The 22,713-nt window shown below is 37.7% G+C and carries 19 protein-coding genes; 12 read left to right on the forward strand and 7 right to left on the reverse strand.

Features of this window, described 5'->3' with window-relative positions:
- Window positions 1–3: 3 nt before the first annotated feature.
- Window positions 4–1,377 carry an MATE family efflux transporter gene (locus U9R83_RS09805; protein WP_140450755.1) on the reverse strand — a complete coding sequence of 458 codons (1,374 nt, stop codon included), beginning with the start codon at window positions 1,375–1,377 and terminating at the stop codon, window positions 4–6.
- 220 nt (window positions 1,378–1,597) lie between these two features.
- Between U9R83_RS09805 and U9R83_RS09810 the strand changes: the two genes are divergently transcribed.
- Window positions 1,598–2,350, forward strand: a complete 753-nt coding sequence (locus U9R83_RS09810) for an SDR family NAD(P)-dependent oxidoreductase (RefSeq protein WP_328575209.1) — start codon at window positions 1,598–1,600, stop codon at window positions 2,348–2,350.
- A 31-nt stretch (window positions 2,351–2,381) separates the two neighbouring features.
- Here the strand turns inward: U9R83_RS09810 and U9R83_RS09815 are convergent, their stop codons facing one another.
- Entirely contained in the window at window positions 2,382–3,893 is a 1,512-nt protein-coding gene (locus U9R83_RS09815) for a phytoene desaturase family protein (RefSeq protein ID WP_226701189.1), read from the reverse strand.
- 136 nt (window positions 3,894–4,029) lie between these two features.
- Here U9R83_RS09815 and U9R83_RS09820 point away from each other — a divergent pair, with 136 nt between their 5' ends.
- Both U9R83_RS09820 and U9R83_RS09825 read left to right on the forward strand, forming a co-directional pair.
- Window positions 4,030–5,133 (forward strand): glycosyltransferase, encoded by a 1,104-nt coding sequence (locus U9R83_RS09820; protein WP_226701190.1) that lies wholly within the window; start codon window positions 4,030–4,032, stop codon window positions 5,131–5,133.
- Window positions 5,076–5,594 carry a glycosyl-4,4'-diaponeurosporenoate acyltransferase gene (locus tag U9R83_RS09825; RefSeq protein ID WP_258873795.1) on the forward strand — a complete coding sequence of 173 codons (519 nt, stop codon included), beginning with the start codon at window positions 5,076–5,078 and terminating at the stop codon, window positions 5,592–5,594. Before U9R83_RS09820 ends, U9R83_RS09825 begins: the two co-directional genes overlap by 58 nt.
- Here the strand turns inward: U9R83_RS09825 and U9R83_RS09830 are convergent.
- Entirely contained in the window at window positions 5,591–6,043 is a 453-nt protein-coding gene (locus U9R83_RS09830) for a hypothetical protein (RefSeq protein WP_013056728.1), read from the reverse strand. The two genes, U9R83_RS09825 and U9R83_RS09830, sit on opposite strands and share 4 nt — an antisense overlap.
- A gap of 669 nt (window positions 6,044–6,712) precedes the next feature.
- Here U9R83_RS09830 and U9R83_RS09835 point away from each other — a divergent pair.
- The 3 genes from U9R83_RS09835 (at window position 6,713) to U9R83_RS09845 (ending at window position 10,631) form a co-directional block, all read left to right on the forward strand.
- Entirely contained in the window at window positions 6,713–8,650 is a 1,938-nt protein-coding gene (locus U9R83_RS09835; protein ID WP_013056729.1) for an LTA synthase family protein, read from the forward strand.
- 166 nt (window positions 8,651–8,816) lie between these two features.
- A complete protein-coding gene (locus U9R83_RS09840) occupies window positions 8,817–9,461 on the forward strand; it encodes a 5-bromo-4-chloroindolyl phosphate hydrolysis family protein (RefSeq protein ID WP_115653699.1) in 645 nt (214 codons plus the stop codon).
- 24 nt (window positions 9,462–9,485) lie between these two features.
- Window positions 9,486–10,631, forward strand: a complete 1,146-nt coding sequence (locus U9R83_RS09845; RefSeq protein WP_014460435.1) for a toxic anion resistance protein — start codon at window positions 9,486–9,488, stop codon at window positions 10,629–10,631.
- Between the two features lie 46 nt (window positions 10,632–10,677).
- On the opposite strand, the gene U9R83_RS09850 is transcribed toward U9R83_RS09845, so the two are convergent.
- Together U9R83_RS09850 and U9R83_RS09855 are read right to left on the reverse strand one after the other, a co-directional pair.
- Complete coding sequence (locus U9R83_RS09850) at window positions 10,678–11,253, reverse strand: hypothetical protein (RefSeq protein ID WP_221812857.1); 576 nt, start codon at window positions 11,251–11,253, stop codon at window positions 10,678–10,680.
- A gap of 21 nt (window positions 11,254–11,274) precedes the next feature.
- Window positions 11,275–11,784 carry a hypothetical protein gene (locus U9R83_RS09855; RefSeq protein ID WP_014460433.1) on the reverse strand — a complete coding sequence of 170 codons (510 nt, stop codon included), beginning with the start codon at window positions 11,782–11,784 and terminating at the stop codon, window positions 11,275–11,277.
- 139 nt (window positions 11,785–11,923) lie between these two features.
- Between U9R83_RS09855 and U9R83_RS09860 the strand changes: the two genes are divergently transcribed.
- Window positions 11,924–12,067 carry a hypothetical protein gene (locus U9R83_RS09860; RefSeq protein WP_328575210.1) on the forward strand — a complete coding sequence of 48 codons (144 nt, stop codon included), beginning with the start codon at window positions 11,924–11,926 and terminating at the stop codon, window positions 12,065–12,067.
- Window positions 12,068–12,835 carry a polysaccharide deacetylase family protein gene (locus U9R83_RS09865; RefSeq protein WP_014460431.1) on the forward strand — a complete coding sequence of 256 codons (768 nt, stop codon included), beginning with the start codon at window positions 12,068–12,070 and terminating at the stop codon, window positions 12,833–12,835.
- Between the two features lie 39 nt (window positions 12,836–12,874).
- On the opposite strand, the gene U9R83_RS09870 is transcribed toward U9R83_RS09865, so the two are convergent.
- Together U9R83_RS09870 and U9R83_RS09875 are read right to left on the reverse strand one after the other, a co-directional pair.
- The gene (locus U9R83_RS09870) at window positions 12,875–14,353 is read right to left on the reverse strand and encodes a potassium/proton antiporter (RefSeq protein ID WP_328575211.1); all 1,479 of its coding nucleotides are present in this window, start codon (window positions 14,351–14,353) and stop codon (window positions 12,875–12,877) included.
- 164 nt (window positions 14,354–14,517) lie between these two features.
- Window positions 14,518–15,894, reverse strand: a complete 1,377-nt coding sequence (locus tag U9R83_RS09875) for a M28 family peptidase (RefSeq protein ID WP_328575212.1) — start codon at window positions 15,892–15,894, stop codon at window positions 14,518–14,520.
- Window positions 15,895–16,219: 325 nt separating this feature from the next.
- Between U9R83_RS09875 and U9R83_RS09880 the strand changes: the two genes are divergently transcribed.
- The 4 genes from U9R83_RS09880 to pulA all read left to right on the forward strand — a co-directional run bounded on the left by U9R83_RS09880 (window position 16,220) and on the right by pulA (window position 22,684).
- A complete protein-coding gene (locus U9R83_RS09880; protein ID WP_028413615.1) occupies window positions 16,220–17,503 on the forward strand; it encodes an ATP-binding protein in 1,284 nt (427 codons plus the stop codon).
- 104 nt (window positions 17,504–17,607) lie between these two features.
- The gene (locus U9R83_RS09885; protein WP_013056739.1) at window positions 17,608–17,976 is read left to right on the forward strand and encodes a hypothetical protein; all 369 of its coding nucleotides are present in this window, start codon (window positions 17,608–17,610) and stop codon (window positions 17,974–17,976) included.
- 252 nt (window positions 17,977–18,228) lie between these two features.
- Entirely contained in the window at window positions 18,229–19,623 is a 1,395-nt protein-coding gene (locus U9R83_RS09890) for an L-cystine transporter (RefSeq protein ID WP_115653703.1), read from the forward strand.
- Window positions 19,624–19,798: 175 nt separating this feature from the next.
- Window positions 19,799–22,684, forward strand: a complete 2,886-nt coding sequence (pulA, locus tag U9R83_RS09895; RefSeq protein WP_328575452.1) for a type I pullulanase — start codon at window positions 19,799–19,801, stop codon at window positions 22,682–22,684.
- The last annotated feature ends 29 nt before the right edge of the window (window positions 22,685–22,713 follow it).

The following is a 22,713-nucleotide window of genomic DNA, read 5'->3' on the forward strand; positions in this document are numbered from 1 at the left end:
TGATTAAGCCGTTCGAGAAGATTTATCCTCCTCTAGCAGCTGCTTTTTTTGTATTTTTATCAAACGATACGCAAGTCCTGTTGCTCCTGCAGCGAGCCCCGCAATTAGTCCAACCCAATAGCCAAACGCCTGCAAATCGGTGTATTTTGCTAACACAATGCCTAAAGGTAGACCAATTACCCAATAAGATACCAAGGACATTAAAAAGGTTACATTTACATCCTTATATCCTCGCAGAGCGCCTTGAATAGGAGCTTGAAGAGCATCAGAAAGCTGAAAGAAAATTGCATAAATCAAAAAGTGAGAAGTTAATGCCAGCACCTCTGCATCTTTCGTATATAAAGATGCTACGGATTCTCGAAGAGTAAATAAAAGACCTGCACAAACAAAAGCCATGCCAACAGCAATTGTTATACCAATTCTGCTATAGCTTCGTGCATCTTGATTCCGTTTAGCACCCGCTTCAAATCCTACAACAATTGTTAAAGCCATCGAAATACTCAGTGGAATCATATAGAGAAATGAGGCAAAATTAATAGCTGCTTGGTGAGAAGCGATTGTAATGGTATTATACGAGCTCATAAACAGCGTGACAGCTGAAAAAATACTTGTTTCGAAAAATACGGAAAAACCGATAGGTAAACCAATTTTTAATATTTCTTTCCAGGCAGAAAAAGAGATACGGTGAAATTTTTTAAATAAACCGAAGCTAGAAAAAGGCTCTTTTTTATGAACAATTAAAATTGATATGACAAGTATGCACCAATATGTGATGGCCGTTGCATAACCAGAGCCTACTCCACCCAAATGAGGGAAGCCCAGCTTACCGAAGATTAATACATAGTTTAAAGCCACATTAATCGGAAGCCCTAAAATGGTGATCAGCATAGACGTACGAGTTTGCCCTAAAGCATCAATAAAGTTTCGTAAAACCGTATAAATAAAAAGCGGAATAATACCAAAAGATAAAGCGATTAAATACTGTTTGGCAATGCGCATCACGTTTGCTTCTAAATTCATTCCTTTTAAGATAGGACTAACAACAAAAAAGCCGATTAAAATGATAACGGCGGCCATTAAAATGGAGACATAAAGCCCTTGAATGACAGAGAACGGAACTTTTTTCTTTTGATTAGCTCCCACCAGCTGTGCAACAATTGGCGTAATAGACATTAAAATTCCGCTTAGCCCTGTAAAGACAGGCACCCATAAGCTCGAACCAATTGCTACCCCTGCCAAGTCATCTGCACTAACTCTTCCTGACATCATCGTATCAAAGAAAGTCATTGAAAACATTCCAAACTGGGTGACCAATATCGGAAATAAAATAAAAACGAACTGCTTAACTTTTTGAGACGTTGAAAACGTTTGTTGCATTAAAAAACCCCCAATTTGAAAACATTTACACCAAAAAGCATTATATCACGCAAAGGCTTGTTTTTGCTAAGAGTTCTGACAATAAATTCAAAGAATGTATCCATAAAGAACAGCACTTTGAAAGGAAGTAAAAGGTAAAGTAGTATATGATTTTAATTTTGAGACGCGGTGGGATATGATAGAAAGTATAGTAGTTATCATTTAACGTGGAGGGATACGTGTGGATTTACAGTTGCAAAGTGAAAATGTACTCATTACCGGTGGATCAAAAGGGATTGGGAAAGCTATAGCTGCTTTGTTTATTCAAGAAGGAGCAAACGTTGGAATTGCTGCAAGAGGAGAGGAAGCATTACAGCATGCACAGTCAGAATTAGAAAACGTACGTACATATACAGCAGATCTAACAAACGAAGCGGATAGAGTTGCGTTAATTAAGAAATTCATTAACGACTTTGGGAGTATTGATATTTTAATTAATAACGCTGGAGGAAGTAATGGAAGCACTGCAATGGAAACAGATTTATCTCTTTTTCAGGAAGCGATGGAGCTAAACTACTTTTCAGCTGTCCACTTGAGTAAATTAGCAGCGGCACATATGACAAAAGGTGGGTCCATCATTAACGTTACCTCTATTTTTGGAAGGGAAAGTGGAGGGAAAGTTACGTACAATAATGCAAAAGCAGCGCTTATCAGCTTTACAAAGTCATTTGCAGATGAAATGATTTCTAAAGGAATTCGTGTAAACGGTGTTGCTCCGGGAAGCATTTTGCATGAAACGGGTAATTGGAAAAAGAGAATGGAGGAAAATCCGGAAAAGATCAAGCAGTTTGTTGAAAATGAAATACCAGCGGGCCGCTTTGGAGAGCCAGAAGAAGTGGCAAACGCCGTTGTTTTTTTAGCATCTTCTCAAGCTTCATGGATAGTAGGTGCGACGTTAAACGTAGATGGTGGACAGTCAAAAATGAACTTTTAAAAAAAGTGCAGGAATTTCCTGCACTTTTTCATTATCCAATATCTTTTTGCATACGAGGAATCTGAAAATCTTCATTAATTGCGTCCGCTGTAAGCTGACCTGATAATGTCACCATTGGCACGCCGCCTCCAGGGTGTGTAGAGCCTCCTACAAAATAAAGGTTAGAAAGAAGCTGACTTCTTGCCGGAATTTTAAACCCTCCATTTTTCTTACGGTCAGTTGCTACGCCATAAATGGACCCGCCGTTAGCGCCGTAAAGCTCTTGGATATCGTTAGGAGTAAACGTATATTCAAACTCAATGCTCGAACGTAAGTCTTCTAATCCCATTGCCTCAAGCTTTTTCAATACGACATCACGGTAGCGGTCTTTTAATGCAGCCCAGTCGTCGCCTTCTTTTAAAGGAGGTACATGAGTAAGAACGAACAGGTTTTCTTTTCCTTCAGGAGCTTGCGTAGGATCTGATTTAGATGATACGCCAATGTAAATTGTCGGATCCATGGCTATTTTCCCTTTGTTAAAGATTGTATCAAACTCTTCTTTCTGATCCTTTGAGAAGAAGAAATTATGATGTTGAAGCTGCTTGTACTGTTTGTTAACCCCTAATAAAAGAACAAGGCCAGAAACAGTAGGTTCAAATTTTGCAAGCTGCTGAGTTTGCTTAGCTGCTTGCGCATGATTTTTTAATAAATAGCGGTAAGTTGGAATGGCTTCTAGATTAGATACCACAACATCTGCTGATAGGCTTTCACCGTTTTCTAGTGTAATTCCAGTTGTTTTTGCTCCGCTTGTTGTGATTTCTTTTACTGGCGTATTTAGATGCACAGTGACGCCAAGTTCTTGAAGGAGCTTATCCATCGCTTCAGCAATTTTGTACATTCCGCCTTTTACGTAATAAATACCTAACCCTAGCTGAACGTGAGCAAGCTGCGTTAATACAGCTGGCGCATGATAAGGAGAAGAACCGATGTACATAATTAAAAAATTAAACAATTGACGCAAATGTTTGTTTGAAAAATATTTGCGTGTAGTAGCATCCATAGATCTCATTGGATCCATTTGAAGCAGTTCTTTTACCGTGTGCATCGTTCGTAAATCGTGCAGTCCAGATAAACTTTTTTTATAAAAACTTTTTAAGTTCGATTCATACATTTTATTTGCATAAGATAAATAGTCAAAAAAACCTTCAATGTCTTCTGGAGCAAGTTCTTGAAGCTGCTGAAGCATGCGAGGAAGGTCACTGGTCAAATCAATTTGTGTTCCATCTTGGAAAAAAGTTCTCCACTGAGGCTCAATTCGTTCTATTGTTAAGTAGTCGTGGATATTGCGGCCTGCACTTTCAAACAGCTGCTCTAGCACCCACGGCATTGTTAAAATAGAAGGTCCTGTATCGAAAGAAAATCCTTTGCCGCTGCGAATATTTAACTTACCGCCAATTCGCTCGCTTTTTTCAACGACTGTTACATCATATCCATCAGCCGACAGACGAATAGCAGCTGACAGACCACCTAAACCTGCGCCTACAACAATTACTTTCTTTTTCATCTTTTTCCTCCTTATAAAACAAAAGCGAGTTGTCAACAATGTGTATAAAATGACTTCACGCAAAATAAAAATAGGTCTACAACTTTTTATTTTATCCAGTTCGCTAATTTTCATACGTGAAGGAAAGGAGAAAGAGATGTCTTTTTTACTGGTTGCTCTTGTCTTGACAGGTACGCTTGTCATCATTATCCCTACATTTAAACGTGTAAAAATAGTAAGAAACGATATGTCATGTTTGTCCATTATTATTCCAGCTAGAAATGAAGAAAAAAACCTTACCTTTTTATTGCAGTCACTCCAGTTACAGAACGCTGACTTTGAAGTGATTGTTGTAGATGACAACTCAACAGATCATACTGAGCGGGTAGCCAAAGCATTTGGCGTAAAAGTAGTGCACCCGGGGACACTTCCAGCTGGATGGTTAGGAAAGTCATGGGCATGCTGGAATGGAGCAAGAGAAGCAAAAGGCTCGGTGCTTTTGTTTTTAGATGCTGATATTACAGTAGAGAAAGACGGAATTGAAAAAGTATTTTTCTACTATCAACAGCAAGGGGGGGTGCTGTCGATTCATCCTTATCATCTTGTTAAGAGGCCTTATGAAATGTTTTCTGCTTTATTTCACTATGTTACGTTTGCATCGATTGGCGCTTTTCACCCTTTTAAAAATTGGAAAAGTCCTTCCGTCGGTTTCGGGCAGTGCTTGCTTTGCAGCGCAGCCTCCTACTTTCAAAGCGGAGGCCACGAAGGGATAAAAAAAGAAGTGGTTGAAAATATGGCACTGGTTGAGAAAATGAGTAAACAAGGTGAATTTATTACGTGTATGAGTGGACAAGGAGCTCTTTCCATGCGCATGTATCCAGATGGTATGAAAAGCCTTATAAGAGGGTGGAGTAAAAGCTTTGCTTCAGGTGCGGGGAAAACGGAAGCCATTTATTTATTTCTAGTAAGTTTATGGCTTACTAGCATGATTAATTATGTTCTTTTTTTACCTACTCTATGGAATCAACATGCAGGCTTGGCAATTAGCAGCTATGTTTGCTATGTAAGTCTCTTATTTAATAGCTTAAGAAAAATAGGTTCGTTTACTTTTTTTTCTTTGTGCTTATTTCCTATTCACGTGCTGTTTTTTCTGGGCCTATTCGTATGGTCCTTCATCCAAACAGCGGTGAGAAAGCAAGTTAAATGGAAAGAACGCAGCATATCTATAGAAGAAGAAAAAAAGAAGAAAGTGATAAAATGACAGGTGCTCAGCTCTTAATTAATATCATGGCATGGTTTGTGATTCACATGTTCATCGCCTACAGGTGCACAAAAATTTCTACCTTTTATTTAAAAAAAGACCTTGCGCTGTTTAAGGTTCACAGCTGGGAAACAGTTGGAATATATAAAAAATTCGGGGTGCACCGATGGAAAATGTGGCTTCCTGATGCAGGAAAGCTATTTAAACGAGGATTTTATAAAAAGAAATGGGAGAGTAGAACGAAGGAATATGCACAGCTTTTTTTAATTGAAACAAATCGAGCAGAGTTAACTCACTGGATCAGCATACTTCCTTCTATTCTTTTTTTTATATGGAACTCTCCTTCTATAGGTGTTTGGATGGTTATTTATGCGATTGTTGCAAACGTACCGTTTATTTTGGTTCAACGATATAATCGAATACGGATTCATCAAGTCGTTTTGAAACTCAAACGAAATTAATTAACGTGCCTTTGGCTCCGAGTAGGGGCCTCAGTTTTTATTTTTTTCTCCTTATTCGAAGACAATAACTTCTTGGATAAAAGGAAAAAAGAAGCAAAGGCGATATAAATACTAAAGAAGACTAAAAACCCCCATAAACCTGCTATGGCATCATCAAATTCCATATTGCCCCGGGTAGTAATTCCTTGCTGAATTTCAATGGCAAAAACTAAGACAAGCATAACGGTAAGGGTATAGATAAAGGAAATAGCTGTAATACTAAATTTCCATTTTGACAATAATTTAAAGATCATATAAACGCTTAAGAACGTGAGCAGTCCAATAATGCCAATAATCCAGAAGTGAAGTTCTTTATCTGAAAGAGAAAATCCTAGTAAATAAAAAATATAAATTAATCCGTCGTGCAATACATTAATAATATTTGTAATGAAAACAATACATTCTTTCATTTTTTCTCCTTTATAAAAATGTAAGACGTTTAAGCTTCTAGGTATACAAGCATGCATAGCCTGTACTCGTTCCAATTTTATATAAAAAATGCACTTTCTAGATCAGACGTTAAAGAGATCTGAAATTTCAAATAATATTTATAATTTATATTATAAACAAAAAGGTAAAAAAATAAAAATTTTCGATGCAAACTGACACATTTTTTTCATATTTAAAGAAAGAAATGACTCAAAATATGTGGTTTACTGTAGAAAGAAAAGAAAATAAGAGGTATTGATATAACAAATATTCACAAGTGCTTTTATGCATTCTCTTGTAAAGTAGAAGGAAAACTAAGGCAAGTGTTAAATTTATATGTATAGTGGACAAAATAAAAAATAAATATAAAATAGTGAAACCTAAAGAGAAGCTGTCCGTATTAAATAGTGAGAAGAAAAAAGCGCAGGATACATTTGTGTTTGAAAGCCGATAGAGCTGGGAATAAGAAAGTAGTTATTTTCTCACGTTTGGTGAAAATTATACGTAGCGGTGTTGACAATTTTTTTTAAAGAGTTAAAATGTGAAAGAACAGATTAGCTCTCTTACATTTTTTGTAAGAGAGATTTCTTTTTACATTTACTATAAAAATAAAAGTGAGCTTAAATTTCAATAGAGACAGAGGTGGGAATATGAAACAGCTCATGACAAACGGTAAAAATATTTTTTCGAAACAGCTGCCGTTATTTCTAATTGCAGTTTTGTTGTTTTGGATTAAAACGTATACCGTTTATCGTATCGAATTTAACTTAGGGTTAGACAATTTTATGCAAAAGTTCTTACTTTTCATAAACCCAATTGGTTCGGCAATTTTCTTTTTTGCCATTGCATTACTATTTAAAGGGCGCGGAAAAGTACGAGCACTGCTTGGAATGAATTTTTTACTTTCATTCATCCTGTACGCAAATGTAGTATACTATCGCTTCTTTAATGATTTTATTACTGTTCCTGTATTGACTCAGTCAAACAACTTTGGTCAATTAGGCGGCAGTGCCATGGCTTTAATCAGCCCAACTGATATTTTATACTTCACAGATTTCTTTATTCTTTTAGTTTTAGTACTATGGAAAAAAGTTGACTTACCAGCAACAATTAGTCGACGTACTGTGACAGGTGTATTTTTATCAGGGATTTTATTCTTAAGTGCCAACATTGCACTAGCGGAAATGGATCGTCCTCAACTATTAACGAGAACATTTGACCGCAACTATTTAGTGAAATATTTAGGAACGTATAACTATACGATCTATGATATCATCCAGAGCTCGAAATCTTCAGCACAGCGCGCGCTAGCAGATAGCAGTGATGTGGCTGAGGTAGAGAACTATGCAAAAGCAACATATGCTGAGCCGAACAAAGAATATTTCGGTCAAGCAAAAGGCAAAAACGTTATCTATATTTCATTAGAGTCACTTCAGTCATTTATGATTGGTTATAAGTTAAATGGTGAAGAAGTAACGCCATTCTTAAATTCACTATTAAAAGATCAGAACACAATGTATTTCGATAACTTCTTCCATCAAACGGGGCAAGGTAAAACGTCAGATGCTGAATTCATGATGGAGAACTCATTATTCGGTTTACCTCAAGGTTCTGTATTTACAACAAAAGCAAATAACACCTATCAGTCGCTATCCGGTATTCTAGATCAGCAAGGCTATACAACATCTGTGTTCCACGGAAATGGAAAATCGTTCTGGAACCGTGATGAAATGTATAAATCAATGGGTGTAGAAAAATTCTTTGATTCAGCTTATTACAATATGTCAGACGAAGATACGCTGAACTATGGTTTAAAAGATAAACCATTCTTTAAAGAATCAATGCCTTATTTAAAAGGCTTAAAGCAGCCATTTAGCGCGAAGTTCATTACGTTATCAAACCACTTCCCTTATCCACTAGATAAGGAAGACCAAACGATTGGGCCTCACAATACGGGGGATAAGTCAGTTGACCAATACTTCCAAACGGCTCGTTATTTAGATGAATCAATCAAGCAATTCTTTGAGGACTTACAGGCCTCTGGTTTAGCAGACAATACGATGGTCGTGATGTACGGTGACCACTACGGTATTTCTGAAAACCATAAGCGTGCAATGGGCAAAGTAATGGGTAAAAACATCAATGATTTTGAACAAGCTCAACTTCAGCGCGTACCATTATTTATTACTTCACCAGGCCTTAAAGGCGGCGTAAATCATACGTATGGTGGAGATGTAGATGTTCGTCCAACAGTGATGCATTTATTAGGTCTTGATACAAAAGACTATATTGACTTTGGTACAGACTTATTATCAAAAGAACATCAGCAAGTTGTACCTTTCCGTAACGGTGACTTTGTTACACCTAAGGTAACAAAAGTTGATCAGAAAGTGTATGACAACGCAACGGGCAAGCAGCTTTCAGATAAGGAAGCGAAACAGTATGATAAGTATGATGAACTAGTTAAGAAAAAGCTAGAACTATCAGATAAACTTGTTTACGGAGATTTACTCCGCTTTCATACACCAGAAGGGTTCAAACCAATTGAACGCTCGAAGTATGATTACAACAAGCGCGAAGATCAATAAAAAACAGGCAGCTTTTAAAAGCTGCCTGTTTTTTTGTTTTATGAAACCTTTAAAGGTTTTATCCGTATATAAATTATAACAGTAATCGTTTTAAGAGACGGGAAGACAATGGTATAATATGTATACGTTTAAAAGTTCGGTCACATTTGAGATAGGAGTGAAAGCGATGAAAGTCGTTCGAATCATAAAAAAGATTCTTGCCATTTGGGTAACAGGAGCAGTAGCCGTTCCGGTCAGCTATTTTGGATTTAGTACCACGATGATTCAATCATTTGGCATTAGTATAGGAGTAATGGTCGTGCTGAGCCTGTTTTTTATTATGAGCAGTGCTCGACGTCATTATCAAAATCCGTATAGAGAAGAAATTGCATACGTTCGTCATCAGGTAAAAGAGGCAAGAAAGCAATTAAGAACCATTGGAAGCTATCGTTTTAAAATTCGGTCTGTTCATATGTGGACAGAACTTTCTAAACTATACAAAGTAGGTAAAAGCATCATTGAAATGGTAGAAAAAGAGCCCGCACGATATAAAGATGTTCAGCCCTTTTTTACGAACTACTTACAATCAACGGTTACCGTCATTGAAAGGTATATGTTTTTATTATCAAAACCAACGAAAAGCATAGAAGTAAAAGAAAGTCTTCATGAAGCGGAAGACATGCTGCGCGGGTTATCAGGGAAGTATGAGCATTTATTAACAAATGCCCTTTCACAAGATAAGCTGACATTAGATGTAGAGCTTAAAGTGCTAAAACAAGCATTTGAAGAGGAGCAGCCGTATATACCGACAGCTACTAATCGCACAAAGTAATGTAAATGCAAAGGATGGGATTTTATGATGAGAGAATATGATCAAAATCAATCGTTAGATGCGCTGCTTGATGATCCTTTTGCATCGCCTACCCCGCAGGTACAATCGGACTCTCGCGCTGCAAAAAGAAACACATACGATGATTTGACACCGGAATACCAGGAAAAAGCGCAGAAAATCGCAAATCAAATTGATTATAAAAATCAGCAGGCTATCTTACAGTACGGGGTAGCAGCTCAGTCAGAACTATCTCAGTTTTCTCAATCTGTACTACAGCATGTTCAAACGAAAGATACGGGACCAGTAGGAGACGTTATAGGAGATTTAATGAGTAAGATTCGCCAAGTGAATCCCGATGATTTTTCTGCAAAGAAAAAAGGAGTCATCGGTCGATTGTTTTCAGGAGTCTCTAGGCCTATTCAAAATTTATTAACAAAATATCAAAGCATTAATGTTGAAATTGATAAAATTGCAGATAAGCTAGAGCGCTCAAAACAAATGCTGTATCGAGACATTACGATGCTAGATAGCTTATACGATAAAAACAAACAGTTTTACGAGGCGCTTAACGTCTACATTGCAGCGGCAGAATACAAGTTAGTGGCGCTGCAGAATGAAACGCTGCCCCAGCTTCAGCAAACAGCATCTCAAAAAAATGACTACTTGATGGCTCAGGAGGTCAATGATTTAAATCAATTTATCAATAGGCTAGAAAAACGAGTGCATGATTTAAAACTGAGCCGTCAGATTGCCATTCAAAGTGCACCGCAGATTCGATTAATTCAAGAAGTCAATCAGACCCTTGTGGAAAAAATTCAAAGCTCTATTTTAACAGCTATTCCACTTTGGAAAAATCAAGTAGTAATCGCAACCACTTTATTACGCCAAAAGAAAGCAATGGAAGCCCAAAAACAAGTATCTAAGACAACAAACGACTTGCTTACTAAAAATTCAGAGCTGCTCAAGCAGAATACAATTGAAGTAGCTCGTGAAAACGAGGCGGGGATTGTCGATATTGAAACATTGAAAAAAACGCAGTCCGATTTGATTACCACGTTAGAAGAAGTACTAAAGATACAAGAAGAAGGGCGTACGAAGCGTACCGAGGCAGAATCAGAGCTGTATCAAATGGAAAAAGATTTAAAAACTAAACTGTTAGATATGAAATAAAGAAAAAGTCGGTTTACACACTTTGTAAACCGACTTTTTCTCTGTTTTATGCATTTTGAAGCGTTCTCGCCATTTCCAAAAACGGAGTTAAATCCCTTTCGGACTTAGGAGCAAAGATCGTTAACCGGAAAGTAGGGTGTTGATTTTGCTTTCGAACGAGAAAACCGTATGCATTACTTTTATCATCTGATGCTTTGTACGCAGCTTCTATCTCTAGGTTATGGTGAATGAGGTGCGTGTCAAGGGAAGCCACTTCCGAAAAGCCAGCTCTTAAAATTTCTTTTGTTTCTTTATTGAGCTCCTCTACGCTTTTATTTGGTGGAAACACTTCAATCCGCATCCACAAAGCATCATTTTTTTTGTTGTAAATGACATCTTTTCGTGGCTCTTCTTCTGTAAACTCGTATCCTTCTAGTACGTAAAGCGTATAGTTTTGATTGGTGCTTCTTTTAAGATAACCCACATCTGTTCTGCTGCTTCCTTTGTAAGGATAGGTGAACTTTTGCTGTGGCAAGCGTTCTCTTGGAGTTTCTTTTTGTGTGTTGATAAGCTCTTCACGAAAAGCAGTTGAGCAGCCACTTATCAAACATATAAAACAAACAAGAAATATCTTTTTTTTCATAGCTGGCTTCCTTATCTATTTTCATTCATGCGTTTTTACTGAGTTAACAATTGAAATTAACTTTTTTTCATCATCAGAATTTTTAGCCGTAACCATCGTGATTTTTAAAGCAGGATGCCCCTTTGTTTCTCTTAGTACATATAGCTTTGCCGTTTCTTTTTTACTCCCGGATGTAGATGCAAACACAACGGGTTGGATAAATAGGGATGTAGAAGAAATTTTTAATGATTTTCCAAACTGGTCATCAAACAATTCTTTTGAACGATCTAGATATGATTTGCTTGTACTTTCTTTCCCGGAAAGGACTTCAATTCGCATCCACGTATAGGGAGTCTTGGTTGAAAAAAGAATATCCTTTCCATTTTCTTCTTTTTGAAGTGTATATTCACCGGGCAATGAAAGAGAATATCCCTGTTCGCTTACCGTGAGCTGCTGCTGTTTCTCATTGCTTTCACTGATTGCTTTAACAGAAGGCAGTATAACCATGGTTCCGCTTATCATTAACAGAAGCGCTAAATAAAATTTTCGCATGTATATATCTCCTATTCAAAACGCTAGACAGCGTGTAATTACTATATAAAAATGTTTTCGTCATGTTAGAACCCGTAGGTTTATTTTTGACTTTTTGGTAAAGCTAAAAACACAATCAATTAGTAATGGAGAGAAGACTATGAAAAACCGTAAATCAACTTCTGCGGCTAATCGCCGTCAACAGCGCATGTGTTTGGGTGATGAACGATTATTTGCAGTTGGTATTAAAGCGTTTATTGACAATACGTATGAATCACACCTAAACAAAAAAGGAGGTCATTGAGTGAAATGGTGCTTGTCAATTATCATTATTGTTTCCATTAATTTCTATGGTATTCACGCAGATGCTGCAAAGAAGAGCCGATTTTATTATGAAAAAAAAGGAGATATCGTGTGGGAAGTTCCCATGAAAGATGAGAAGTTAATTGCGCTTACATTTGATGATGGACCAGATCCTAAATATACGCCGACCATTTTAAATTTATTGCAAAAGTACGGTGCTAAAGCAACTTTTTTTGTAGTCGGCGATCGAATAACGTCGTTTCCCAAGCTTGCTCAAAGAGAAGTTCGTGAAGGTCATGAACTTGCTAATCATACATATAGCCATTTGAAAGTAAGGGGCCAGCAAGTAGAAAGAATTGAACAAGAAATTGAAAAAGCCGATGAACGTATACAAGCTATTACAGGAATAAAACCTTACTTATTTCGTCCACCTACTGGCTATTATGACGATCGGGTAGTAAAAGCTGCTAAAAATCAGCAGTATACGATTATTCTTTGGTCTTGGCATCAAGATACATTTGATTGGAGAAATCCAGGCGTAGGTAAAATTGTAAGTCAAGTGCTTAACCATGCCAGATCAGGAGATATTGTATTGTTTCATGATACGGGAGGAGATCGAACCCAAACCATTGAAGCATTAAAACAAATTTTACCGAAGTTAAAGGAAGAGGGTTATAAGTTTGTAACGGTCTCAGAACTTTTAAAACATCACCCCAATTATAAATCTCTTTATTTGATGCAGCAGCAAAAACAGCACTCCGTTCAATAAGCGGGTGCTGTTTTTCCAGTAAAAGCTTTAGTCAATTTTTTAACTGGTTTTTCCTTCTCTTTCATCCCCATCAGACGTATTTTTTTGGAAAAATGCTTTTACTTTATCCCGTTTTTTCTTCGAAATAAGAATATATAATGTATCACCTGCAAAAATTTGTGTATTTCCTCTAGGTGTAAGTAATTTATCATCTCGAATAACAGCAGTCACTAAAATATCTTCAGGGAGGTGAAGTTCTTCAAGCGATTTTCCTGATATATCTGCATGTTCCACGAGCTTCAACTCAATCATTTCATTTTTGGTTTTGCCCATCGAAACAAGCTCGAGACTGTGAGGAACCGTCTCTTTTTCACCTTGAGAAAGGTTTAGAAATTTGGCTAAAGGAGCGATTGTTGCTCCTTGAAGAAGAGCGGAAGTTAAGACAACAAAGAAAACGACGTTAAAAATGAGCGTACTGTTCTCCAAACCTGCCATCATAGGATAAGTAGCCAATACAATTGGAACAGCTCCTTTTAAACCGGCCCAAGAAATAAACAGTTTTTCTTTGGATGAGTATTTAGCAAACATCATCGAAAGAAATACGCCGAGTGGACGAGCGACAAACATAAGTAAAAGAGATAACAGTATACCCTGCCAGATGATATCTAGCAGTTGATTAGGAAAGACAAGAAGGCCGAGTAAAATAAACATTAAAATTTGCATCATCCATGCAAAACCTTCGTTAAAGCGGACAATTGTGTGACGATAAGTTAGATCTGCATTTCCTACTACCACTGCCATTACATATACAGCAAGTAGACCGCTTGCTTCTACAAATGTGGAAATTCCATAGGTCAAGGCGGCCAATGACAATGTAAGAACAGGATAAAGTCCTGAAGAATCCAAATTAATTCGATTAATAATCCAAACGGATGCTTTTCCAAGTACTAAACCAAGTAATAGTCCGATTCCCATTTGCCAAAAGAAATTAAGGATTAATGAGAGGATGGGAGAGTCTGGATGCTGAATTAATTCAATAATAGAAACGGTTAAGAAGATGGCCATCGGATCATTGGAACCAGATTCTGCTTCTAGCGTGGAGTTTAGTTTTTGGCGGATGTTCTGTGTCCCGAGTACAGAGAACACGGCTGCAGCATCTGTAGAGCCAACGATTGCCCCAAATAAAAAGCCTTCAAGCCAAGTAACGTCTAAAATATATTTGGCAAGTACGCCGGTTAAAACTGTCGTAATGAGGACTCCGAAAGTAGCTAATGAAACGGAAGGGCGAACAACGCGTTTGACATCTTTCCATTTGGTCTGCACGCCTCCATCAAAAAGAATAATGATAAGTGCTAATATTCCGAATCCTTGTGTTAAAAGAGCATTGTCAAAGTAGATGTAGTGGCTAACAACCATTCCTACGATGATAAAAAGTACGAGCGAAGGGACCCCAAGGCGAGTAGAGAACTTTGCAGTAAGTACCCCTATGACAAGGAGAATAGATAATAAAAGAATTGAATGGTCTACCGTAAAATCCAAAAAATACACCTCTTTTGTTCAAAATTTTTATGTAAGCATTAAGCGAGGTTCCTCTATGATAATTGTAGCATAATGGATTTAAAACCTTGAGAAATCTGCTTATCAAAAAAAGAGATGCATAAACATCTCTTTTTTGGTCATGTATGAATAACGGGGATAGATTATTATTTGACATCTTGCTCGTGATAAAGATGAGGTGCTTTAAATGTTGCTCTCTTTTTAACGGAAGAACCTTGTTGATCGGGACGGGAACGATCGTAAATAGCTGTTCCAACAATCTCAGCCACATCTTGAAGTTTTTCTTTGCTTATTTTATCAAGGGTATCTTCAGGGGAATGATACCAAGGTTCAGACGGACTGTGAATAAATAGAGCAGCCGGTATTCCTGCCTCTGCAAAAGGAACGTGATCACTTCGGCCGCCAGCTTGGAATGGGGTAGGTGATCCATTTAATCTTGTACTTGAAGCTTGAGCTAATTCTGTGACAAGGTTTGGTGTTCCATCAGCTGTATTCATCACTAAATCTCCCGCATCTCGACTTCCTACCATGTCTAAATTAAACATTCCAACAATACGATTTTTCTCATCTTCAGATAACTCACTAACATAATGCTCGGATCCTAGTAAGCCTACTTCTTCAGCTCCGAATGTAACAAATCGCAGTTCTGTATCAGTAGGAAGACTTTTAAATACGCGAGCTAATTCAAGCACCATTGCTGTTCCAGAAGCATCGTCATTTGCCCCAGGCGCTCCGGCTACAGAATCATGATGAGCGCCTACTACAATAATATCATTTGTTCCTTTTTTCTTAAAAGTAGAAGGCTTAGTAGCGGTTACATTATAAGATGTTCGCTCACTTACGACAGCTCCTTCAATTTTTACTGTACCTGAAGGTTTTTCGCCTTTTTGAATAGAAGTAAGAATCTTTTCACCTTCTTCTTTGGTTACAGCAAGAGACGGAATGTAGTTATCATTAGCGCCGCCAAGCGTTCCGTTTAGCTCACCGTCTGTATTATTAAAAATAATGACGGCTGCAGCCCCTTTTTCAGCAGCATTTAATACTTTTTCACCAAAAGTAATAGTGCCTCGCTGAACTAATACAATTTTACCTGTCACATCTTTGTTTGCTAAATTATCTTTTGTACCCAGCCCTCCATCTACAATTTCATCTGTGACACTTCCATTGGTGGTATAAGTAAAAGTTGTTGGAGAGTAGCTGGTACCGTTTACGCTTAGTGAAAAACTAGCTGCTGGTGTGTAACCGGTAAATGTAAAAGGCTCTACTGCGCTCTCATAGCCTAGTTTAGACAAACGCTTTTGAACAAATGTAGCAGCTTCGCGTTCAGATTCAGTTCCTGCCACACGAGGTTTTTTTGAGAGATACGCAATGTCTTGATAAATTTTCTCGGAATTTACTTTTTTTAATACTTTTTGTTCAGAACTTTGATTGTGAGAAACATTTGCAGAAGTAGAAGCTTGTACACTTGTAAAAGATAAAGTCAAACTTGTTGCTACAGCCAAAGAAATCACGGTTTTTTTCATTAAAATCCCCCTAAATTTATCGATGTAGTTGGTACTATTCGAATTTACAATATTAAGAAAATACAAAAAAGAGCATTATTACCTAAATGTTCCAGAGTATTCCGTATCTAAATTCCTATTTTGATAGAAAAAATAATTCAAATAAAATGAAAATGCGGAAACAAATAAAGGGGATAAAAGAAACTGTGTCAAAAGTAATAAAAAAAGGTATTAGATAAGAATAAAAAAATAAGGTAAACTAGTTTAAAAGTAAGAAGAATGTTCAGAACTTAATTGATGAGACATAGAGAGTGTTAACGTAAAAAACAAAGGCTGGTGGGAAATATTGATAAAAAATAGGGAGGGTGTACGAAAAGCAGCGGCGGTTGCTGGTCTTCTGGTTGTAGGGGTGTACATCGTCTTTCAAACAATGGCATTTTTTAAAGGAGCATATGCTCTTAGCAGTTTGATAAAAGATAGTTTACTAGTGGGCATAACGGCTGGCACGTTTTATTTACTTCATAAGCGTTCGGTTCATACACAGGTGTCTGATGAACAGTATCAGCTTGCTACATTAATAAACTCAATGCCAGATTTTATTTGTTTTAAAGATGGAGCTGGCAAATGGTTGGCGGTGAACGATTTTGGAAGAGAACTTTATCATTTAAAGGGTATTGATTACAGGGGTAAAACCGATGCAGAACTTGGAGAGCTTGTGCCGTTCTTTCAAGCCGCTTTCTTACACTGTATTTCATCGGATGAAGAAGCTTGGAGAAAAAAGGAAAAGGTACGCATGGAAGAAGCATTTGAAATACCAAACGGCGAGGTCAAAACATTTGATGTTATTAAAGTACCTGTGTTTTTTGATGATGGCTCAAGAAAAGCTCTTATCACGATTGGACGAGATATCACTCAGCAAAAGCTTGCAGAAGCGCTTCTGATAAAAAAGGAAAAGCTTTCTGTAGTAGGCGAATTAGCTGCTGGAATTGCCCATGAAATTAGAAATCCGCTTACGAGTATTAAAGGGTTTGTTCAGCTCATGAAAGAAACAGACCGATCCGCGGTAGGGTATGCTAATATCATGCTTGATGAGCTGGAACGAATTAATGGTATTGTCAGTGAAATGCTCCTGTTGTCAAAACCTGAAAGTGAACATTTTCGCGTGTTTTCTCTTACAGAAGCGGTTAAGTATGTAATGAGTTTAACTTCCCATGAAGCTTTATTGAAAAACATTGACTTCTTATACGATGAACAAACAAGTAAAGCTAGTGTGTATGGAAATAAAAATCACCTTATTCAAGTATTACTTAATGTTTTTAAAAACGCAATTGAAGCAATGGATAAGCCTGGGAATATTTACATTACAATCAAAACAGCGCAGGATGACCATATTTTTATAGAAGTTAGAGATGAAGGAGTAGGAATTTCTAAAGACCGTCTAGAACATATAGGAGAACCGTTTTTTACTTTAAAAGAAAAAGGAATGGGGCTTGGATTAACAATCAGCTCCAAAATTATTCATGATCATCACGGTACCCTGCAGATTGAGAGTGAACAGAACAAAGGGACGATTGTTAAAATCCGACTGCCTCTGTATGTAAAAGATACGGCGGTTTTTGCAAGCAAATGAAATGTTGTAAACGAAAAGTAATGAAAACGTCATCCATTTCTTATTGCTAAACGCAGCCGTACATGATGTAATAAAAGAAACGAACATGTCAGGAAGGTAGCAAAATGAGACGTGCAGATCAAAAAATTATATTACCGTATACACCGGAAAATTTAAGAATGCTATTGCTTCAAGTATGTGACGGAGAAAATCCGTTTTCCCATCAAGACCTTGCGTATTGGTGTGATAAATATACTCTCCATTATTATGAGTATGAAGCGGATGAAACGCAGTGGATGAATGATATGCAGCAGACAGATAATAGGCAAGATCTAGCTAAATCTTATGCCATTGCTAAAGATATTGGCTGGCAGTGGTACTTTTATATGGCTAGAGGAACGACGCTATCTGATATTCAATATGTCGAGCTTCACGAACTAGAATTACCTAGACATTTGTTTGTAAAATGGCTGAATGAATTATATGAAATGTAATCCTATATATGAATTGTAGTACATCCGGTCTGATGAAAGAAAGGCCATCTCTGGTAACGGAGCAAAAGACCACTGAAGTACATACAAGCGTAAAATAGAAAGCTAAGGAAAATCCTTAGCTTTTTTGTTTTGTCAAAATTATTCAAAAAAACTGTCTTTAGGAAAAAATACAAAACCTAGTTGACTTATTGGTATTGTTGTATTATAAGTAATAGAGACATAAATTATGGAAAAATCACAGGGGGAACATCTATGAATAACTTATTAGTCATTCTAAACATCCTTATTATGCTGGCACTGCTTGCGGGGCTGTTTATGATGCAGAAAAAACATGTATCATTTTCAAAGCGTGTGTTTACGGCGCTTGGACTAGGGATTATTTTTGGCTTTGCTCTTCAGTGGGTGTATGGTCCGACTCATGAAGTAACGATAACGACCGCCGATTGGTTTAGCATTGTAGGAAGCGGATATGTGAAGTTTCTTCAAATGATTGTCATGCCGCTTGTATTTGTGTCGATCGTAGCGGCATTCACTCGCTTAAAATTGACGAGCAACATTGGAAAGATTAGTAGTTTAATTATTGGCATTTTGCTTGTTACAACAGCGATAGCAGCTGCTATTGGTATTTTTACAACGACGAGCTTTAATTTAGAATCTGTCCAAATTACAAAAGGGGAAGCGGAACTTCAGCGCGGAGAGGACTTAGAAAACAATTTATCTAGTCTAGAAGCAAAAACAATCCCGCAGCAAGTAGTAGAATTATTACCAGCTAACCCGTTCCTTGACTTAACAGGCGCACGTTCAACTTCCACGATTGGCGTTGTCATCTTTGCAGCATTTGTGGGAATTGCATATTTAGGTGTGAAGCGTAAAAAGCCAGAGGAAGCAGCGTTATTTTCAAAAATTATTGATACGCTGTATGCAATTGTGATGCGTGTAGTGACGCTCATTCTTCGGTTAACTCCTTATGGGGTACTTGCGATTATGACCAAAACAGTAGCAACGAGTGATATCGATGCAATTGTTAAACTTGGAAAATTTGTTGTAGCATCATATGTCGCATTGGCAGCTATGTTTATTGTTCACTTAGTTATTCTAACAATCATCGGTGTAAATCCGATCACATATGTTAAGAAAGTATTTCCTGTATTGGCGTTTGCCTTTACTTCTCGTACAAGTGCTGGAGCATTGCCTTTGAATGTTAATACACAAACGAGACAGTTGGGAGTTCCAGAAGGAATCGCGAATTTTGCAGGTTCATTTGGTCTTACAATTGGTCAAAATGGATGTGCTGGAATATATCCAGCCATGTTAGCCGTTATGATTGCACCAACGGTAGGTATTGATCCCTTGACGCCTTCATTTATTTTCACATTGATTGCCATTGTAGCCATTAGTTCGTTTGGCGTAGCAGGTGTTGGCGGAGGAGCTACATTTGCGGCTTTACTTGTATTATCTTCTATGAATTTGCCCGTAGCGCTAGCAGGATTATTAATCTCGGTAGAACCATTGATTGATATGGGGCGTACGGCGCTTAATGTAAGTGGAAGTATGACAGCCGGAGTTGTAACTAGTAAACTAACAAAAGAGCTAGATACAAGCGTATACAACGATCAAACAATCTCTCCTGAAACAGCAGAAGTGTAAAAGAGATACAGCATCCATAGTTAACATTGTTAACTATGGATTTTTTTTCTTTATTCACATAAAATAGGAAAAAATACTTATGATAACGCTTTCAAAAAAGGTTATAGTGAAAAATGTGTACGTACTCTATTTTATGGGAGGGTTTTAATTGAAACGTAGTTGGATTAAATATGCAATGGTACTGACGGCTTTACTCTTACTAGTAAGCTCTTTTTTTAGCCCGATTATGCAATCGTTTGCATCTGCAGCGGATACCACAAAAATCACGATTCACTATCAGCCTGCTTCAAACGACACAAAAGAATGGGGATTATGGGTTTTTCCTGAAGGTGGAGAAGGGAAGGCTTACGCATTTACAGGGGAAGATCAGTTTGGAAAAGTAGCGGAAGTTGAACTACCCGGTACTTATGATAAAGTAGGCTTTATTGTACGAACAGAGTCATGGGAAAAAGATGGAGGAGACCGCTTCGTCTCAGTGGAGAACGGTGAAGGAGAAGTATGGGTAAAAAGTGGAGATGAACATACATATACGTCTCCTCCTGACGGTGAATACCGGGATTTACCGAAGTTTGATAAAGTAAACGTTACTTTAAACTATCACCGATATGACGGAGATTACAGCGGGTGGAACATTTGGACGTGGCCAGGTGACGAAAAAGAAGGCAAGCAGATCCAATTTACGGAAGACACGAATTTTGGGAAGAGAGCCACTTACACGCTTAACAGTGGAACTGGTAACTTATTTGACAAAATAGGTTTTATTGTACGCCACTCTACTAGTGATAGCGATTGGGAAAATAAAGACGGAGGAGACCGCTTTATTACCAAGGTTGGGAAAGATGGGAATGTAGAAGTATGGATTGTTCAAGGGCAAAATCGAATTTATTATGATAGAGCTGTAGTAGATATCACTCGGAAAATCACGAAAGCGACTATGGATGCATTTAATCAAATTACATTAGAAACAAACGTACCGTTCGATTCTTCTAAGAGTGTAGGAGACATTGAAATTGACGGAGCTCAAATTGAGAAAGTGACACCTTATAAAGAGGGAGAAGACTCTGTTACTACTAAAGTTAAAATCATAACAAAACAGCCTCTGGACGTTACAAAAACGTATAAAGTTAAGCAAAAAGGATACGGCTCAGCTAATGTAGTCAATGGAAATGTCGTTCGTACCAAAGAATTTGACGAAAAGTATGCGTACAGCGGGAATGATTTAGGAAACACGTATTCTAAGAAACAAACAAATTTTCGCGTATGGGCTCCAACCGCAAGCGAAGCCAAGCTAGTGACTTATTCTTCATGGAACTCCAAAGCTGTAAAAGAAATTTCTATGACTAAAAGTGAAAAAGGAACGTGGAAAGCGGAGTTAAAAGGAAATCAAGATGAGCTAATTTACACGTACAAAGTAAAAATTGGGAACAGCTGGAATGAAGCGGTTGATCCATATGTACGAGCAACAACGGTGAATGGAGATCGTGGAGTTGTGGTGGATTTGGCTAAGACAAATCCAAGAAAGTGGAGTACGAATAAGCCAAAATTTAAAAATCCAGAAGATGCCATCATCTATGAACTACACGTAAGAGATTTATCGTCTCAAAAAGAGAGCGGTATCAAAAATAAAGGAAAGTATTTGGGCGTAGCGGAGTGGAACACGAAGGGACCAAATGGCGTAAAAACAGGACTCAGTCATATTAAAGACCTAGGTGTAACGCATGTTCAGTTTCTGCCTATTTATGATTATCGTACGGTGGATGAAACGAAATTAAACGAGCCGCAGTTTAACTGGGGATATGATCCGAAAAATTATAACGTACCAGAAGGTTCCTATTCAACAAATCCATATAATCCTAAGACTAGAATTATTGAGCTTAAACAAATGATTCAAACGCTTCATGACAAGCAGCTTCGTATGGTAATGGACGTTGTCTATAACCATGTGTATGCAGTGAGTGAGCATAGCTTTGATAAACTAGTTCCAGGCTACTACTTCCGCTATAAAGAAGATGGAACTCTATCCAACGGAACAGGTGTTGGAAACGACACGGCTTCTGAACGGAAAATGGTTCGGAAGTTTATTGTAGATTCTGTGGCTTATTGGGCAAAAGAGTACCACATTGACGGGTTTCGATTCGATTTAATGGGGATTCACGATACAAAGACAATGAATGAAGTGAGAAAGAAGTTAGATGAAATGGATCCTTCCATTATCATCTTAGGAGAGGGATGGGATCTAGGAACCGAGCTTGATGCTAAGCTCAAAGCTAACCAGAAAAACGCTCAGGATATGAAACGCATTGCTCACTTTAATGACGGTATGCGAGATGGCCTTAAAGGCAGCGTGTTTTTTGATCATGACAACGGATTTGTTAATGGAAAGCAAGGACAAGAAAAGCTCATACAGCAAAGTATAGCAGCTGGAATAGATTACGATCGTTCAACTGCCACGTATGAAGATCCAGATCAAGTTGTCACATATGTAGAAGCGCACGATAACCATACGTTATGGGATAAGCTTCAGCTGACGAACCCTGCTGACACGGAGCGAACGAGAATGCAGATGCATAAGCTTGCTTCTTCCATTACTTTAACATCTCAAGGAATGAACTTTATACATGCAGGTCAAGAGTTTATGAGAACAAAAGGCGGAGATCATAATAGCTATCAGTCACCCGATTCTGTCAATCAGTTAGATTGGAAGCGCCGAGCAGCTTTCAGCCAAGAGGTAGATTACATGAAGGGACTTATTGCGCTTCGAAAGCAATATTCCTCATTTAGAATGACAAGTGCACAGGCTATTCATCAAAATTTACGCTTTGTTGATGCACCAGCAAACGTAGTAGGTTATACGTTAAATGCTAAAGCCAATAAAGATAAAGCAAACGAAATAATGGTGATTCATAATGCAAATAAACAAGCTCAAACAGTTCATTTACCTTCTAACAGAACGTGGAGATTACTTGTTGACGGCGAGCGGGCAGGAACACAAACGCTCCGTACGGTGAAAGGAAATACAGTAAACGTTTCGCCTCTTTCGACATTTGTACTAGTAAGATAAGTTTGAGATAGCTAGAATTTATGTAGAAA

It is taken from the genome of Priestia sp. LL-8, from assembly GCF_036227845.1.
In the GTDB taxonomy this organism is placed as follows: domain Bacteria; phylum Bacillota; class Bacilli; order Bacillales; family Bacillaceae_H; genus Priestia; species Priestia zanthoxyli.